Annotated in this window: 13 protein-coding genes; 4 read left to right on the top strand and 9 right to left on the bottom strand. The window is 60.7% G+C overall.

Features of this window, described 5'->3' with window-relative positions; translation table 11 throughout:
* Window positions 1–5: 5 nt before the first annotated feature.
* Complete coding sequence (purL, locus tag F8N43_RS16825; RefSeq protein WP_150639671.1) at window positions 6–3902, bottom strand: phosphoribosylformylglycinamidine synthase; 3897 nt, start codon at window positions 3900–3902, stop codon at window positions 6–8.
* A gap of 274 nt (window positions 3903–4176) precedes the next feature.
* Between purL and mltF the strand changes: the two genes are divergently transcribed.
* Entirely contained in the window at window positions 4177–5637 is a 1461-nt protein-coding gene (gene mltF / locus F8N43_RS16820) for a membrane-bound lytic murein transglycosylase MltF (protein ID WP_150631244.1), read from the top strand.
* Between the two features lie 125 nt (window positions 5638–5762).
* Here mltF and pdxJ read toward each other — a convergent pair whose 3' ends face one another.
* From pdxJ to lptF, 8 genes are all read right to left on the bottom strand, one after another.
* The gene (gene pdxJ / locus F8N43_RS16815) at window positions 5763–6506 is read right to left on the bottom strand and encodes a pyridoxine 5'-phosphate synthase (protein WP_150631245.1); all 744 of its coding nucleotides are present in this window, start codon (window positions 6504–6506) and stop codon (window positions 5763–5765) included.
* Window positions 6507–6555: 49 nt separating this feature from the next.
* Window positions 6556–7239, bottom strand: coding sequence for a DNA repair protein RecO (gene recO / locus F8N43_RS16810; RefSeq protein ID WP_150631246.1), 684 nt, complete (start codon window positions 7237–7239; stop codon window positions 6556–6558).
* A 162-nt stretch (window positions 7240–7401) separates the two neighbouring features.
* Window positions 7402–8304, bottom strand: a complete 903-nt coding sequence (gene era / locus F8N43_RS16805; protein WP_150631247.1) for a GTPase Era — start codon at window positions 8302–8304, stop codon at window positions 7402–7404.
* The gene (rnc, locus tag F8N43_RS16800) at window positions 8297–8986 is read right to left on the bottom strand and encodes a ribonuclease III (RefSeq protein WP_010463056.1); all 690 of its coding nucleotides are present in this window, start codon (window positions 8984–8986) and stop codon (window positions 8297–8299) included. The genes era and rnc overlap by 8 nt, the downstream gene beginning before the upstream one ends.
* 184 nt (window positions 8987–9170) lie before the next feature.
* Window positions 9171–10025, bottom strand: coding sequence for a signal peptidase I (lepB, locus tag F8N43_RS16795; RefSeq protein WP_150631248.1), 855 nt, complete (start codon window positions 10023–10025; stop codon window positions 9171–9173).
* 5 nt (window positions 10026–10030) lie between these two features.
* Window positions 10031–11830: a translation elongation factor 4 gene (lepA, locus tag F8N43_RS16790; RefSeq protein WP_150631249.1), complete on the bottom strand. Its 1800-nt coding sequence runs from the start codon at window positions 11828–11830 to the stop codon at window positions 10031–10033.
* Window positions 11831–12002: 172 nt separating this feature from the next.
* Window positions 12003–13064 carry an LPS export ABC transporter permease LptG gene (gene lptG / locus F8N43_RS16785; RefSeq protein WP_150639670.1) on the bottom strand — a complete coding sequence of 354 codons (1062 nt, stop codon included), beginning with the start codon at window positions 13062–13064 and terminating at the stop codon, window positions 12003–12005.
* Window positions 13057–14175, bottom strand: a complete 1119-nt coding sequence (gene lptF / locus F8N43_RS16780) for an LPS export ABC transporter permease LptF (protein ID WP_150631251.1) — start codon at window positions 14173–14175, stop codon at window positions 13057–13059. Before lptF ends, lptG begins: the two co-directional genes overlap by 8 nt.
* Before the next feature lie 311 nt (window positions 14176–14486).
* Between lptF and F8N43_RS16775 the strand changes: the two genes are divergently transcribed.
* From F8N43_RS16775 to F8N43_RS16765, 3 genes are read left to right on the top strand one after another with little or no spacing between them, the layout of a single operon-like run.
* The gene (locus F8N43_RS16775) at window positions 14487–15977 is read left to right on the top strand and encodes a leucyl aminopeptidase (protein WP_150654055.1); all 1491 of its coding nucleotides are present in this window, start codon (window positions 14487–14489) and stop codon (window positions 15975–15977) included.
* Between the two features lie 60 nt (window positions 15978–16037).
* The gene (locus tag F8N43_RS16770; protein WP_150631253.1) at window positions 16038–16466 is read left to right on the top strand and encodes a DNA polymerase III subunit chi; all 429 of its coding nucleotides are present in this window, start codon (window positions 16038–16040) and stop codon (window positions 16464–16466) included.
* Window positions 16467–16474: 8 nt separating this feature from the next.
* Entirely contained in the window at window positions 16475–16861 is a 387-nt protein-coding gene (locus F8N43_RS16765; protein WP_150631254.1) for a DNA polymerase III subunit chi, read from the top strand.
* Window positions 16862–17026: the final 165 nt, after the last annotated feature.

Genomic DNA, 17026 nt, shown 5'->3' with positions numbered 1-17026 from the left:
GGCGCTTAGTTCACCCACACGCGAGCGTTACGGAACATGCGCATCCATGGCGCGTCTTCGTTCCAGTCTTCCGAACGCCACGAGTTCTGCACGGCGCGGAACACACGTTCCGGGTGCGGCATCATGATCGTCACGCGACCGTCACGGCTGGTCAAACCGGTGATCCCGCGCGGCGAACCGTTCGGGTTGGCCGGGTAGTTTTCGGTAACCTTGCCATGGTTGTCGACGAAACGCATCGCCACGCAACCCGACAGATCGGCTTCCAGCAACGCTTCTTCGCTTTCGAACTCGGCATGACCTTCGCCGTGTGCGATGGCGATCGGCATGCGCGAACCGGCCATGCCTTGCAGGAAGATCGAGTTCGACTCCTGGACCTGAACCATCGCCACGCGCGCTTCGAACTGCTCGGAACGGTTACGCACGAAGTGCGGCCAGAACTCGCTGCCCGGGATCAGCTCGTGCAGGTTGGACATCATCTGGCAACCGTTGCATACGCCGAGGGTGAAGCTGTCGTTACGTTCGAAGAAACCCTGGAACGCATCGCGAGCACGGCTGTTGAACAGCGCGGACTTGGCCCAGCCTTCACCGGCACCCAGTACGTCGCCGTAGGAGAAACCGCCGCAAGCGACCATGCCCTTGAAGTCGTTCAGGTCGACACGGCCGGCCAGAATGTCGCTCATGTGCACGTCGATCGCGTTGAAACCGGCGCGGTCGAACGCGGCGGCCATTTCCACCTGGCCGTTGACGCCCTGCTCACGCAGTACGGCAACCTGTGGGCGGATGTTTTTCTTGATGTAAGGCGCGGCGACGTCCTGGTTGACGTCGTAGCTCAGCTTGACGCTCAGGCCCGGGTTGTCTTCTTCCAGCAGCACGTCGAACTCTTGCTCGGCGCAATCGGCGTTATCACGCAGACGCTGGATCTGGTAGCTGGTTTCAGCCCAGGTACGCTGCAGCAGACGACGCTGGCCTTCGAAGACGGTGTCGCCGTTGAAGGTGATGTTGATCTGGCCGTTGTTTATCGGCTGACCGATCACCGACACGCACTCGCCCAGGCCAGCAGCGCTGAACTGCGCGAGGATGTCCGGGGTGGCGTCCTGACGAACCTGGATCACCGCGCCCAATTCTTCGTTGAACAGGATCGCGGCGATGTCGGCGGAAGTTTCCGCCAGACCGTCGAGGTTCAGGCTCAGGCCGCAGTGACCGGCGAAGGCCATTTCCACGGCGCTGGTCAGCAGACCACCGTCGGAACGGTCGTGGTACGCCAGCAGGTGACCGTCGGCGTTGAGGCCCTGGATCACCGCGAAGAAGGCTTTCAGGTCTTCGGCGTCATCGACGTCCGGCGCTTGCGAGCCGAGCTTGCCGTGAACCTGGGCCAGGATCGAGGCGCCCATGCGGTTCTGGCCACGGCCCAGATCGATCAGGATCAGGTCGGTGGTGCCCTTGTCCATGCGCAGTTCCGGGGTCAGGGTCTGACGGATGTCAGCCACTGGCGCGAAACCGGTCACGATCAGGGACATCGGCGAGGTGACGGTCTTGTCGACGCCTTCGTCGTTCCAGCGCGTGGCCATGGACATGGAGTCCTTGCCCACCGGAATGGTGATGCCCAGCTCAGGGCACAATTCCATGCCGACCGCTTTCACGGTGTCATACAGGCGCGCGTCTTCACCGGGGTGGCCGGCGGCGGACATCCAGTTCGCCGACAGTTTGATGTCGGAGATCTTGTTGATGCGCGACGCGGCGATGTTGGTCAGGGTTTCGCCGATGGCCATACGGCCCGACGCCGGAGCGTCCAGCAGAGCCAGCGGAGTACGCTCGCCCATGGCCATGGCTTCACCGGTGTAGACGTCGAAGCTGGTGGCGGTGACGGCAACGTCGGCCACCGGAACCTGCCACGGGCCAACCATCTGGTCACGGGCCACGAGGCCGGTGATGGTGCGGTCGCCGATGGTGATCAGGAAGCTTTTGCTCGCCACGGCCGGGTGATGCAGAACGCGTTCGACGCAGTCGGCAATTTCCAGTGTCGACGGATCGAAGTCGTCGCCCAGTTCGTTTTCACGAACGGCCGAACGGTGCATGCGCGGGGCTTTGCCCAGCAGCACTTCCAGCGGCATGTCTACCGGGCTGTTGCCGAAGTGGCTGTCGGTGACCGTCAGTTGCGGCTCGGCAGTGGCTTCGCCGACCACGGCAAACGGGCAACGCTCACGTTCGCAGATCGCCTGGAAGCGTTCGAAGTCCGCCGGGCCAACCGCCAGAACGTAACGTTCCTGGGATTCGTTACTCCAGATTTCGTGCGGGGCCATGCCCGGTTCGTCGTTTGGAATGTTGCGCAGTTCGAAGCGACCGCCACGGTTGCCGTCGTTCACCAGTTCCGGGAACGCGTTGGACAGACCGCCCGCACCCACGTCGTGGATGAAGCTGATCGGGTTCTTGTCGCCCAGCTGCCAGCAACGGTCGATGACTTCCTGGCAACGGCGCTCCATCTCAGGGTTTTCGCGCTGTACGGAAGCGAAGTCCAGGTCAGCCGAGCTGGTGCCGGTGGCCATGGAGGAAGCGGCGCCGCCGCCCAGACCGATCAACATCGCCGGGCCGCCGAGCACGATCAGCTTGGAGCCGACGGTGATCTCGCCTTTCTGCACGTGTTCGGCACGGATGTTACCCATACCGCCAGCCAGCATGATCGGCTTGTGGTAGCCACGAACTTCGTCGCCACGCGGGGTGGTGATCGACTGTTCGAAGGTACGGAAATAACCGGTCAGGGCCGGACGACCGAATTCGTTGTTGAACGCGGCGCCACCCAGTGGGCCTTCGATCATGATGTCCAGCGCGGTGACGATGCGTTCAGGCTTGCCGTACGGCACTTCCCACGGCTGTTCGAAGCCAGGGATCTGCAGGTTGGACACGGTGAAACCGGTCAGGCCAGCCTTTGGCTTGGCGCCACGACCGGTAGCGCCTTCGTCGCGAATCTCGCCACCGGAACCGGTGGACGCACCCGGGAACGGGGCAATCGCGGTCGGGTGGTTGTGCGTTTCGACTTTCATCAGAATGTGCACCGGTTCCTGCACCGCGCCGTACTGGCGGGTTTCAGGGTCCGGGAAGAAACGGCCGGCAACGTTACCGACGATCACCGAAGCGTTGTCCTTGTAAGCGGACAGAACGCCTTCGCTGTGCATCTGGTAAGTGTTCTTGATCATGCCGAACAGGCTTTTTTCCTGGCTCTGACCGTCGATGTCCCAACTGGCGTTGAAGATCTTGTGACGGCAGTGCTCGGAGTTCGCCTGGGCGAACATCATCAGTTCGATGTCGTGCGGGTTGCGCTTCAAGCCGACGAAGGCGTTGACCAGGTAGTCGATCTCGTCTTCGGCCAGGGCCAGGCCCAGCTCGGTGTTGGCTTTTTCCAGCGCGGCGCGGCCGCCACCCAACACGTCGATCGCGGTCAGCGGCTTCGGTTCGGCGTGGCTGAACAGGCCGGCGGCCTGTTCAAGGTTGGCGAGGACGATCTGGGTCATGCGGTCGTGCAGCGCGTCAGAGATCAACAGCGCTTCGGCGTCGCTGAACTGGCCGGCGACATAAAACGCGATGCCGCGCTCCAGACGCTGAATCTTGCCCAGGCCGCAGTTGCGAGCGATGTCGCTGGCCTTGCTGGACCACGGCGAGATGGTGCCGAAACGCGGCAACACCAGGAACAGGCGACCGGTCGGTTCTTGAACCGGAACGCTTGGACCGTACTTCAGAAGGCGCGCGAGCACCTGCTGTTCGTCGCCGGTCAGGACGCCGGTAACTTCGGCGAAGTGAGCGAATTCAGCATACAAGCCACTGACAGCCGGAACCTTCTGGCTCAGTTGCTCAAGGAGTTTGCTGTGGCGAAAGGCAGAAAGGGCAGGAGCGCCGCGCAGGATCAACATCTTCGGGACAGCCTCGGGAAGGGGTGTGCTTTGAGGCCGTGCATTCTAGCCTAAACCGCCCGCAACAGCACCCGAAACGGTACGGGCGGCGTCACCCGGACGTCGGGCCGGTTCTTCGGCGCCGAAACAGCGATCAGTCAGGTGTTATTTTTTGTGTCACAAAATGCAGTTCGGGCCCATTCCTGCGGGCTCCAGAGCGGTTTTTCGCTCTCTAGCAGACACGGCCTTCGCTGTCGAGATATGGCGGTCGTGGTCCTTTGCGTATACTGCGCAGATGTTTTCCCCAACGGCTTTGCGTCCGCGGTACGCCAAATGGCTGATCGCAACCGGACTCTTCCTGATGCTCAGTGGCTGTGTTGATAAACCCAACACGCTGGAGCGCGTAAAGGAGGATGGCGTGCTGCGGGTGGTTACCCGAAACAGCCCCGCCACCTACTTTCAGGATCGCAACGGTGAAACCGGCTTCGAATACGAGCTGGTGAAGCGCTTCGCCGACGATCTGGGGGTCGAACTCAAAATCGAAACCGCCGACAACCTCGACGACCTGTTCAACCAGGTGGGCAAGCCCAACGGCCCCGTCATCGCGGCGGCCGGTCTGGTCAGCAGCGAAGCGCGCAAGCAACAGGTACGGTTTTCCCACTCTTATCTGGAAGTCACTCCGCAGATCATCTATCGCAACGGCCAGTCGCGGCCGACCGATGCGAAGGATCTGGTCGGCAAGAAGATCATGGTGCTCAAGGGCAGCACCCACGCCGGGCAACTGGCGGAGCTGAAGCAGAAATTTCCCGGGATTGAATACGAAGAGTCGGACGCGGTTGAAGTCGTGGACCTGCTGCGCATGGTCGATGAAGGCCAGATTGATCTGACCCTGGTCGACTCCAACGAAGTGGCGATGAACCAGGTCTACTTCACCAATATTCGGGTCGCCTTCGACCTCGGTGACGCCAGCAATCAGAGCTGGGCCGTGGCCGCCGGCGATGACAACAGCCTGCTCAACGAGATCAACGCCTACCTCGACAAGGTAAAGAAGAACGGCACCCTGCAACGCCTGAAGGACCGTTATTACGGCCACGTCGATGTGCTCGGCTACATGGGCGCCACCACCTTCGCCCAGCACTTGCAGCAACGGCTGCCCAAGTACGAGCAGCACTTCAAAACCTACGCCAAGAAAGAAAAAGTCGACTGGCGCCTGCTGGCGGCGGTCGGTTATCAGGAATCCCTGTGGCAAGCGGCCGTCACTTCGAAGACCGGCGTACGCGGCCTGATGATGTTGACCCAGAACACCGCGCAGGCCATGGGCGTGTCCAATCGCCTCGATCCGAAACAGAGCATCATGGGCGGCGCCAAGTACCTGGCCTACATGAAGGAACAGCTGGATGAATCGATCCAGGAACCGGATCGCACCTGGTTTGCACTGGCGGCCTACAACGTCGGCAGCGGTCACCTGGATGACGCGCGCAAACTGGCGGCCAAGGAAGGGTTGAACCCGGACAAGTGGCTGGACGTGAAGAAAATCCTGCCGCGCCTATCGGAAAAGAAGTGGTACAGCAAAACCCGTTACGGCTACGCCCGGGGTGGCGAGCCGGTGCACTTCGTGGCGAACATCCGTCGCTACTACGACATCCTGACCTGGGTGACGCAGCCGCAGCTGGAAGGCAATCAGGTCGCCGAGGGCAATCTGCATGTGCCGGGGGTCGACAAGACCAAACCGAGCCAGGAAACCCCGCAGCTCTGACAGGCACCACCAATCAAATGTGGGAGCGAGCCTGCTCGCGATAGCGGTCTTACAATCAACACCTTCGTTGAATGTTAAGACGCCATCGCGAGCAGGCTCGCTCCCACAGTTTTTTTGTGTTCGGCCTAGGCTTTTGCGGCGGCCAGAATCAACGCCTTCATTTCAGACACCGCCGACTTGAACCCGACAAACAACGCATGCGCCACCAGCGCATGGCCGATGTTCAATTCGTTGATGCCCTTGATCGCCGCGACCGCCTCTACGTTGTGATAGTGCAAACCGTGGCCGGCATTGACGATCAGCCCTTGCGCCAGGCCAAACGCCACGCCATCGGCCACGCGCTTGAGCTCTTCAGCCACGTCCGTCGGCGTCTCGGCATCGGCATAACGGCCGGTGTGCAATTCAATCGCCGGGGCACCGACACGACGGGACGCTTCGATCTGCCGCTCGTCTGCATCGATGAACAGCGACACTTCGCAACCGATCTTCGCCAGACGTTCCACCGCTGCCTTGATTCGCGCTTCCTGCCCCGCCACGTCCAGACCGCCTTCGGTGGTCAGTTCCTGACGGGTTTCCGGGACCAGGCAAATGTGCGCCGGACGGATGCGCTCGGCGAACGCCATCATTTCTTCGGTGACGCCCATTTCGAAGTTCATGCGGGTTTGCAACACATCCTTGAGCAACAGAACATCGCGCTCCTGGATGTGCCGGCGGTCTTCACGCAGGTGCACGGTGATGCCGTCAGCACCCGCCTCTTCCGCGTCCAGTGCCGCCTTGACCGGATCGGGATAGCGAGTGCCCCGGGCCTGACGCAGGGTGGCAACGTGGTCGATGTTCACGCCAAGAAGAATGCGATTGCTGGTGGTCACGGAAGCGCTCCAGAAGAAGAGAAAGTTCGGTGCACAGCATACGGGGTGATCAGGGCTTGCGAAACAACTCGCGACTGACGAGGGGACGACCGCCCAGATGAACGGCCAGCGCCTGGCGCATCAGACGCTTGGCCGCGGACAGCGCGCCGGGGGCAGACCAGTCAGCGTCCGCCATGGCCAGCAGTTCAGTGCCGTTGAACAGACCGGGTTGCAACAGATAGACCTGCTCCAGCCCCGCATCGACTTGCAATCGGTAGAGGCCGTCCGGCGCGATGGGTTCGCCATGGATGTCGGTGGACAGCGCGAAGCCGTACCCGAGATCATCGAGCAGGCGCCATTCAAAGGAGCGCAGCAACGGTTCCAGCGGACGGCCTTCGGCCAACGCGAGCAAGGTTGCGGCGTAGTGATCGAAGACCGCCGGATGGGGATCTTCTGACGGCAGCAGCCGAATCAGCAACTCATTGAGGTAAAGACCGCTGAACAGCGCCTCACCGTTGAGCCAGGTGGAAATGCCGGCGCTTTCCATGCGCCCGACATTCTTCAACTCACCTCGCCCCCGGAACTCGACCTCCAACGGCACGAACGGCCGCGCCAGCGTCCCGGCCTTGCCCCGCGCACTGCGCAACACCGCCCGCAGCCGACCTTGCGGCGTGAGGAAGTCCACCAATGCGCTGGTTTCACGGTAGGCGCGGGAGTGGAGGACGTAGGCGGGTTGGCCGATGGGTTGGGACATGGAAATCGCAGATCTCAATGAAGGAATGCAGTTTTACAAATAGCCCAAAACCAATGTGGGAGCGAGCCTGCTCGCGATAGCGGTCTGTCAGTCAACATTGATGTTGAATACCAGGCCCTCATCGCGAGCAGGCTCGCTCCCACAGTAGATCTTTATGCAGTATTACAGGTCGCCGTAACCCAGCGAACGCAGCGCGCGTTCGTCGTCGGACCAGCCGCCTTTCACTTTCACCCAGAGGTTGAGCATGATCTTGGAGTCGAACAGCAGCTCCATGTCCTTGCGTGCCTCGGTGCCGATGCGCTTGATGCGCTCGCCCTTGTCACCAATGATGATTTTCTTCTGGCCGTCACGTTCGACGAGGATCAACGCATGAATGTGCAGGGTTTTCCCCTGCTGCTTGAACTCTTCGATTTCCACGGTGATCTGGTACGGCAGCTCGGCGCCCATCTGGCGCATGATTTTCTCGCGCACCAGTTCAGCAGCGAGGAAGCGGCTGCTGCGGTCGGTGATCTGGTCTTCCGGGAAGAAGTGATCGTTTTCCGGCAGGTAACCGGCAATCACCCGCTCCAGCGCTTCAAGGTTGTGCCCGTGCTGGGCCGAGATCGGCATGATCTGCGCGTTCGGCAGCTGCTCCTGCAACCAGCTCAGGTGCGGCATCAGCTCGGCTTTGTCTTCGATGCGGTCGGTCTTGTTCAGCGCCACGATCAGCGGGCCGGTCACGTACTGGACGCGCTCGAGGACCATCTGGTCTTCGTCGGTCCACTTGGTGCGGTCAACCACGAAGATCACCACGTCGACGTCTTTCAACGCCGCCGAAGCGGTTTTGTTCATGTAACGGTTCAAGGCCTTTTCGCCGCCCTTGTGCATACCCGGGGTGTCGACGTAGATCGCCTGGACGGCGCCCTCGGTCTTGATGCCCAGCATGTTGTGGCGGGTAGTTTGCGGCTTGCGCGAAGTGATCGCGAGCTTCTGGCCGAGGATGTGGTTCAGCAGCGTGGACTTGCCCACGTTGGGACGGCCGACGATGGCAACATAGCCACAGCGTGTTGCGATTGAATCAGTCATTGCCATTCTCCACACCCAGGGCAATCAGTGCTGCGGCGGCCGCTACCTGTTCGGCAATACGACGACTCACACCCTGACCTCGGCTTTTTTCATTCAGTAAGGTGATTTCACATTCGACGAAGAACGTCCGGCAATGCGGCTCACCCTGGATATCCACCACTTCGTAACGCGGCAGCTCGCAACCCCGCGATTGCAGGAATTCCTGCAGACGGGTTTTTGGATCTTTGTTGGTGTCGACCAGTGTCAGGCCTTCGAACTCGCCGGCCAGCCAGGCCAGCACGCGCTCACGCGCCATGTCCATGCCGGCGTCCAGGTAGATCGCACCGATCAGCGCTTCCAGGGCATCGGCCAGAATCGACTCGCGACGGAAACCGCCGCTTTTCAACTCGCCGGAACCCAGACGCAAGTACTCGCCCAGATCGAAACCGCGGGCCAGTACCGCCAGAGTCTCACCTTTCACCAGGCGTGCGCGCAAACGCGACAACTGGCCTTCGCGGGCCAGCGGGAAGCGATCGAACAGCGCCTCGCCAGCGACGAAGTTGAGGATGGCATCACCGAGGAATTCCAGGCGTTCGTTGTTGCGCCCGGCAAAACTGCGGTGAGTCAGGGCCAGGACCATCAGTTCCTGATCTTTGAAGGTGTAGCCGAGCTGACGCTCTAGACGGCTTAAGGAGACGCTCACGGTTTACCCACGCTGAGTTCGTGGCTGGATTCCACCGCCATCGCCGTGGTGCGGCGCAGGCTTGGGACAATTAACGCTGTGTTCAAAAATTACATCCTGAATATCATTGTTTTCATGCCGCTGGCGCCGATTGTGGCGACTCCAGAAATGCATTCGGCGCTGTGTTCAACAGCGCCGTGTGTGATTACTTGATCAGGCCAACCCGCGAGAAATTCGGCAGGTGACTGAGTTTGGGTTCCGGCCAGCTCATCCAGACTGCGAAGGCCTTGCCGACGATATTCTTGTCGGGAACCATGCCCAGCAGATCCTTGGGAATGCTCGGATCATCCCAGTAACGACTGTCGTTCGAGTTGTCGCGGTTGTCGCCCATCATGAAGTAGTGCCCGGCAGGCACGGTCCAGGTACGGTCCGGCGATGCGCGATAACGGCTCATTTCCTTGCGGATCAAGTGCTCGGCAGCGCCGAGTTTTTCCTTGTAGAGCTCGGCGCTGCCCAGCGTGCCCGGCTCGGAGCCGACCAGTTGCTCGGCAATCGACTCACCGTTGACGAACAGGCGCTTGTCGGCGGTGTAGCGAACCTGGTCACCCGGCAGGCCGACCACACGCTTGATGTAGTTGACGTTCGGATCACTTGGGTAACGGAACACCATCACATCGCCGCGCTGCGGATCACCGACGTCGATGACTTTCTTGTCGATCACCGGCAGGCGGATCCCGTAAGAAAACTTGCTCACCAGAATGAAGTCGCCAACATCCAGCGTCGGTTTCATCGAGCCGGAAGGAATCTGGAACGGCTCCACCAGGAACGAACGCAGGACCAGTACGATGAACAACACCGGGAAGAACGACTTGCCGTACTCAACCAGCAGCGGCTCTTTGTTCAGCTTCTCGACCACCAACCCGTCAGGCTGGCTGACGCTGCCCTGATAGGAAGCGATAGCCGCACGCCGACGCGGCGCCAGGAAAACCAGATCGAGCAACGCCAACAGGCCGCAGACGAACACGGCGATGACCAGCAACAGCGGGAAATTTAGTGACATAGGACCTAACTATCCAACCTGAGCACTGCAAGGAAGGCTTCTTGTGGAATTTCCACGTTGCCGACTTGCTTCATGCGTTTCTTACCGGCCTTTTGCTTTTCCAGCAGTTTTTTCTTACGGCTGACGTCACCGCCGTAGCATTTGGCCAATACGTTCTTTCTGAGTGCCTTGACGGAGGTTCGCGCAATGATCTGTCCGCCAATGGCGGCCTGGATCGCAACGTCGAACATCTGGCGCGGAATCAGTTCTTTCATCTTCTCGGTCAACTGGCGACCTTTGTAGTTCGCATTGTCACGGTGCACGATCAGCGCCAGGGCGTCGACCTTGTCACCGTTGATCAGCACATCCAGCTTCACCAGACTAGCCGATTGGTAACGATCGAAATGGTAATCCAGCGAAGCATAGCCACGGCTGGTGGATTTCAGACGGTCAAAGAAGTCCAGGACCACTTCGTTCATCGGAATATCGTAGGTCACCTGGACCTGGGACCCGAGGAACAGCATGTCGTGTTGCACGCCACGCTTCTCGATGCACAGGGTAATGACGTTGCCCAGGTGCTCTTGCGGCACAAGAATATTGGCCCGCACGATCGGCTCACGCATGTCTTCGATCGTAGACACGTCCGGAAGCTTGGACGGGTTATCGACGTAAATCGTTTCACCGGTTTTCAGCAACAGCTCGAAAATTACCGTCGGTGCCGTGGTGATCAGGTCCAGGTCGTACTCGCGCTCCAGGCGCTCCTGGATGATTTCCATGTGCAGCATGCCGAGGAACCCGCAACGGAAGCCGAAGCCCAGGGCGTCGGAGCTTTCCGGTGTGTACTGCAGCGACGAATCGTTGAGCGTGAGCTTTTGCAGGGCTTCACGGAAATCTTCGAAGTCGTCGGAGCTGACCGGGAACAGGCCGGCGTAGACCTGCGGCTGGATGCGTTTGAAACCTGGCAGCACGTCGACGTCTGGCGTCGAGCTCAAGGTCAGGGTGTCACCGACCGGCGCCCCGTGAATGTCCTTGATGCTGGCAATGATGAAGCCCACTTCGCCAGCCTTGAGGTCAGCCGTAGGGGTGTGTTTCGGGTTGAATACACCGACGCTGTCCACCAGGTGGATCTTGCCGGTGGATTTGACGAGAATCTTGTCGCCCTTCTTCACGCGACCGTGGCGCACGCGCACCAGGGACACAACGCCCAGGTAGTTGTCGAACCAGGAGTCGATGATCAACGCTTGCAGCGGATCTTCGTAGTTGCCGGTTGGCGCAGGAATGGTGTGAACCAGACGCTCGAGCACTTCATCGACGCCCAGGCCGGTCTTGGCGCTGCACTCGACCGCATCGGTGGCATCGATGCCGATGATTTTCTCGATTTCTTCTTTCACACGATCCGGATCGGCCTGAGGCAGGTCGATCTTGTTCAGGACCGGCATGACTTCCAGGCCCTGCTCGATGGCGGTGTAGCAGTTGGCAACCGATTGCGCTTCCACGCCCTGGCCGGCATCGACCACCAGCAACGCACCTTCACAGGCCGCCAGCGACCGGCTGACTTCATAGGTGAAGTCAACGTGGCCCGGGGTGTCAATGAAGTTCAACTGGTACTTGATGCCATCGCGCGCAGTGTAATAAAGGGTGACGCTGTGGGCCTTGATGGTGATCCCGCGTTCACGTTCCAGGTCCATGGAGTCCAGCACCTGGGCTTCCATTTCGCGCTCGGCAAGGCCGCCGCACATCTGGATGAATCGATCGGCCAGCGTCGACTTGCCATGGTCAATGTGGGCGATGATGGAGAAATTGCGGATATGACTCAAATCACTCACGGATCAACACTCAAAAAGGCTGCAGGCATAGCCCGCCGAAAAATAGCCGGGAATTGTACCTGATCCACGGCGCAAGCGTCACGTTCGCAGGTCAGACGGCACCTACAAAAACGCCCCGGTCTTGCGACAGGGGCGTTTTTTTGTCACCCGCGAGGACGGGAAATACCCGTGATCAGCCGGCGCGGCGCAGCAACCAGACCCCGGCCATGGCGCACACACCCGCCGGCACCAGCACCGCAAACAGTGGCGAGAAGCCGAACACCAGGCTCGAAGGCCCCAGCAGATCCTGGACGATGCGGAAGGTAAAGCCCACCAGTACGCCGGTGAACACCCGCTGACCGAGGGTCACCGAACGCAACGGACCGAAGATGAAAGAAATCGCCATCAGTACCAGCGCGGCAGTGACCAGCGGTTGCAACACTTTGACCCAAAACGCCAGCCAGTAGCGGCCATTGTTCAGCCCCTGATCCGCCAGATAGTGGATGTAACCCCACAGGCCGGTGATCGACAGCGAATCCGGCGACATCACCACGGTGCTCAGCAGTTGCGGGCTCAGTGCGACGTTCCAGCGCTCGACCGGGGCCGTGACCACTTCGGTGCTCTTGTCATGGAACAGCGTGGTCGTGACTTCGCTCAACTGCCAGTGATCCGTGTCGAACTGCGCGCGCTTGGCGAAGCTCGAGGACAACATGTGCCGTTGATCGTCGAAGCGATAACGGGTCACGCCGTACAGCACGCCGTTGGGTTGTACCGAGTTGACGTGGATGAACTCCTCGCCCTGACGGTGCCACAGGCCATGCTTGGCGCTTTGCGCATCGCCACTGCCTTGAGCCAGCGAGCGGTTGGCCTGCGCGGTGCTTTCGGTCGCCGGCGCGATGTACTCGCCGATCAACACACCCACGACCATCAGGATCAGCATCGGCTTCATCACGGCCCAGACAATCCGACCGACCGACACGCCGGCTGCGCGCATGATCGTCAGCTCACTGTGGCTGGCCAGACTGCCGAGGCCGATCAGGCAGCCGATCAGTGCCGCCATCGGCAACATGTCGTAGAGCCGGCGCGGCGCGGTCAGCAGGACGTAGCTCAGGACATCGAGCAGGGTGTAGGTATCGCTGACGTCACTCATTTCGTCGATGAAAGCGAACAGCGTCGCCAGGCCGAGAATAATCCCCAATACCGCCAGGATCGCGATGAAGACGCTGCTACCGATGTAGCGATCGAGCTTAACCACGGGCCACCTCCAGCGCGCTGCGGCGACTCGCCCGCTTCAACTGCAAGGGTTCCCAATAGAGCAAGCCAAGGCCGATGGACAGGAAGATCGCGTGAACCCACCACAAGCCCAGCGCGGGCGGGATCTTGCCCTTTTCGAGGGCGCCGCGGGCGGCAATCAGGATGCTCAGGTAAGCCATATAAAGAAGAATCGCCGGCAGCAGCTTGAGGAAACGGCCCTGACGCGGATTGACCCGCGACAGCGGCACCGCCATCAAGGTCACGATGAAAACCAGCAAGGGCAACGACAGGCGCCATTGCAGCTCGGTGCGCGAACGCAGGTCATCACTGCCGAGCAACGAACTGGTGGGCATGGCATCACGGTCGGTGACTTCGTCGCTGACGTCCGGCTTAGGCAGCAACACGCCGTACTCTTCGTACTTGATTGCACGGTAGTCGGCCTGCCCCGGATTACCGTCGTAGCGATAGCCGTTGTCGAGAATCAGGTAGCGGTTGCCGTCAGGGCGAATTTCCTGACGGCCCTTCTCGGCCACCAACACGGAAATCCCGCGATCCTTCTTGTCCGACGAAATGTTCTTTTGCGAAATGAACACCCCGCCAAGGTTGATGCGGTCATCCGACAGTGTTTCGGTGTAGGTCACCCGGGTGCCGTCACGCAGGGCCTGGAAGCGACCCGGCTCGAGGGTATCGAACTCGGTCAGCGCGTCTTGCTTGTTCAGCAGCAACTGGAACTGATTGGCTCCTTGCGGCGCCAGGCTCAGGCTCAACCACGCTACCACCAGTGCCACCAGGGTGGCCGGAAACAGGGTCATGGTGAACAGGCGCTGCTGGCTCATGCCCGTGGCAGAGAGCACGGTCATTTCGCTTTCAAGGTACAGGCGACCGTAGGCCAGCAGGATCCCGAGAAACAGGCCCAGCGGCAGGATCAGCTGCAGAAAGCCTGGCAGACGAAAACCCATGATCAGGAACAGCGAGCCCGGGTCCAGAAGACCAGCCGCCGCCTGGGCGAGGTATTTGATGAAGCGTCCGCTCATGATGATGACCAGCAGCACGGCACTGACGGCGCTCAAGGTCAACAGGACTTCGCGGGATAGGTAACGGAAGACGATCAAACCAGACACTCCAGGGTTGTCAGGCTAAGGCGGCCAAACAAGCAAACGTATCAGGCAGCCCGCAAGACAGAGCCGCCGAAAAAAGTTGGCGCATTATCCTGTGATTGGGTGCGCCTGTCACTGCGCATGGTTGCGCAGGCGGTCAAAGCGTTGAAGATCGTACAACCGAGGGTTGTCAGGCGCCGGTAGCGAGGTTCAAACTGCGGCCTTTGTCGCAAGCCGTGACTTGCGTCTTTCGCACTATAAATAAGCAGGCTCGAACGTCTGTCGTCGAGCACTCGCGCGTTGACCCATCATTCAGGGACCCGGACATGGAACTGGTTGTAAAAAGCGTTAACCCGGAAACGTTGAAAACCGCCACGGTGGTGGTCGCTGTCGGCGAAGGCCGCAAGCTCGGTGCCGTGGCCAAACAACTCGACGAACTGAGCGGCGGCGCCATCAGCGCTGTACTCAAGCGCGGCGACCTGGCCGGCAAGGTTGGCCAGAGCCTGTTGCTGCACAGCCTGCCGAACCTCAAGGCCGAGCGCGTGTTGCTGGTCGGCGTGGGCAAGGACGAAGAGCTGGGTGACCGCCCGTTCCGCAAAATCATCGCCGGCGTCCTCAACACCCTTAAAGGCCTGGGCGGCAGCGATGCCGTGCTGGCGCTGGACGAAGTGATCGTCAAGGGTCGCGACAGCTACGGCAAAACCCGTCTGCTGGCCGAAACCCTCGTGGACGGCGAATACACCTTCGATCAGTTCAAGAGCCAGAAAACCGAACCTCGCGCCCTGAAAAAAGTCACCCTCGTGACCATCAAGGCAGCCCAGGCTGAAGTCGAACGCGCCGTGGCCCACGCCACTGCGATCGCCAACGGCATGGCGTTTACCCGCAACCTGGGCAACCTGCCGCCGAACATCTGCCACCCGACGTTCCTCGGCGAACAAGCGAAAAACCTCGGTAAAGAATTCAAAAGCCTGAAAGTCGAAGTCCTTGATGAGAAGAAGATCAAGGAACTGGGCATGGGCTCGTTCTACGCCGTCGGCCAGGGCAGCGCCCAACCGCCGCGCTTGATCGTCATGCAATACAACGGCGGCAAGAAATCCGAGAAGCCGTACGCCCTGGTCGGCAAAGGCATCACCTTCGACACCGGCGGCATCAGCCTGAAGCCGGGCGCCGGCATGGATGAAATGAAGTACGACATGGGCGGCGCCGCCAGCGTCTTCGGCACCCTGCGTGCCGTGCTCGAGCTGAAGCTGCCGATCAACCTGGTCTGCATCCTCGCCTGCGCCGAGAACATGCCGAGCGGCAACGCTTCGCGTCCGGGCGACATCGTCACGACCATGAGCGGCCAGACCGTGGAAATCCTCAACACCGACGCCGAAGGCCGTCTGGTGCTGTGCGACGCCCTGACCTACTCCGAGCGTTTCAAGCCACAAGCCGTGATCGACATCGCGACCCTGACCGGCGCTTGCGTCGTTGCATTGGGCGCACACACCTCCGGCCTGCTGGGCAACAACGACGAACTGATCGGCCAACTGCTGAGCGCCGGCAAGGCTGCCGACGACCGTGCATGGCAACTGCCGCTGTTCGATGAGTATCAAGAGCAGCTGGACAGCCCGTTCGCCGACATCGCCAACATTGGTGGCCCGAAAGCCGGCACCATCACCGCTGCCTGCTTCCTGTCGCGCTTCACCAAGAACCTGAACTGGGCGCACCTGGACATCGCCGGCACGGCCTGGACCAGCGGCGGCAAGGACAAGGGCGCCACTGGCCGTCCGGTTCCATTGCTGACCCAATACCTGTTGGACCGCGCCAAAGCCTGAAACCGATGACCTCGGGCGGCGTCATTTCCGTATGACGCCGCTCAAGGCTCAGGAACCGCAATGACCAAAGTCGACTTCTATATCCTGCCCAGCGCCGATCCTTCGGCACGGCTGGATTTTGCCTGCAAGCTCACCGAAAAAGCCTGGCGCATGGGTCATCGCATCTACCTGCATTGCAGCGATGCCGCCCAGCGTGACGATCTCGATGCGCGCCTGTGGGCCTTCAAGGGCGAAAGCTTCGTGCCCCACGGCCCTGCCGAAAACGAACCGGACGGTTTGATCGTGCTGGGTCTTGGCGATGACTGCGGTCAACATCAGGATTTGCTGGTCAACCTCGACCTGAAAGTCCCGGCCTTCGCCAACAAATTCGCCCGCGTGGCGGAAGTGGTGGTGGAAGATCCGGCGATACGCACGGCTGCGCGGGAGAGTTTCCGTTTCTACCGCGAACAGGGCTATCCTCTGCAAGATCACCGTTTACAGCGACTCTGAGCATTCCGATGGACACTCCAAAACCGCTGCAAAAGTCCGCGCACCTGCTGGACGACCTCGAGTCGATCCGCCAACTGCTCGGCGATGACAACCTGCAACCACCGCTGCTGACCGACACGGTCGAAGACGGTGACCAGGAACAGATTCCGATGTTGTTTGACACGGTCAGCGCCAGCCAGCCAATCGTCGAACCGACACCCGTCGTCGCTGCCGCGCAACCGGCCGCCGCCCCCAAAGGTCCCGACGACCTGCTGCACCTGGACAGCGAACTGCGCGCCGCCGCACAACTGATCATGCAAGACGTGATCGACGACTTCGCCCCGCACATCGAAACCGAAATCAAACGCCGCCTCAGTGCGCGTCTGGAGCGGTTGTTGAGCCAGTACAACGACTGAACCCAAACCAGTTTCTCTGTGGGAGCGAGCCTGCTCGCGATGGCGGTGAGCCAGTCGACTTAAAGGGTGACTGATACCCCGCCATCGCGAGCAGGCTCGCTCCCACAGGGGACTTGCACCATTTTTGAGGGCGCGCCCTGTCCGCCCCCGCTCGCCCTGCGCCCC

This window comes from Pseudomonas fluorescens (genome assembly GCF_902498065.1).
Classification (GTDB): domain Bacteria; phylum Pseudomonadota; class Gammaproteobacteria; order Pseudomonadales; family Pseudomonadaceae; genus Aquipseudomonas; species Aquipseudomonas fluorescens_BJ.
This window is presented reverse-complemented; position numbering and strand designations above follow the sequence as displayed.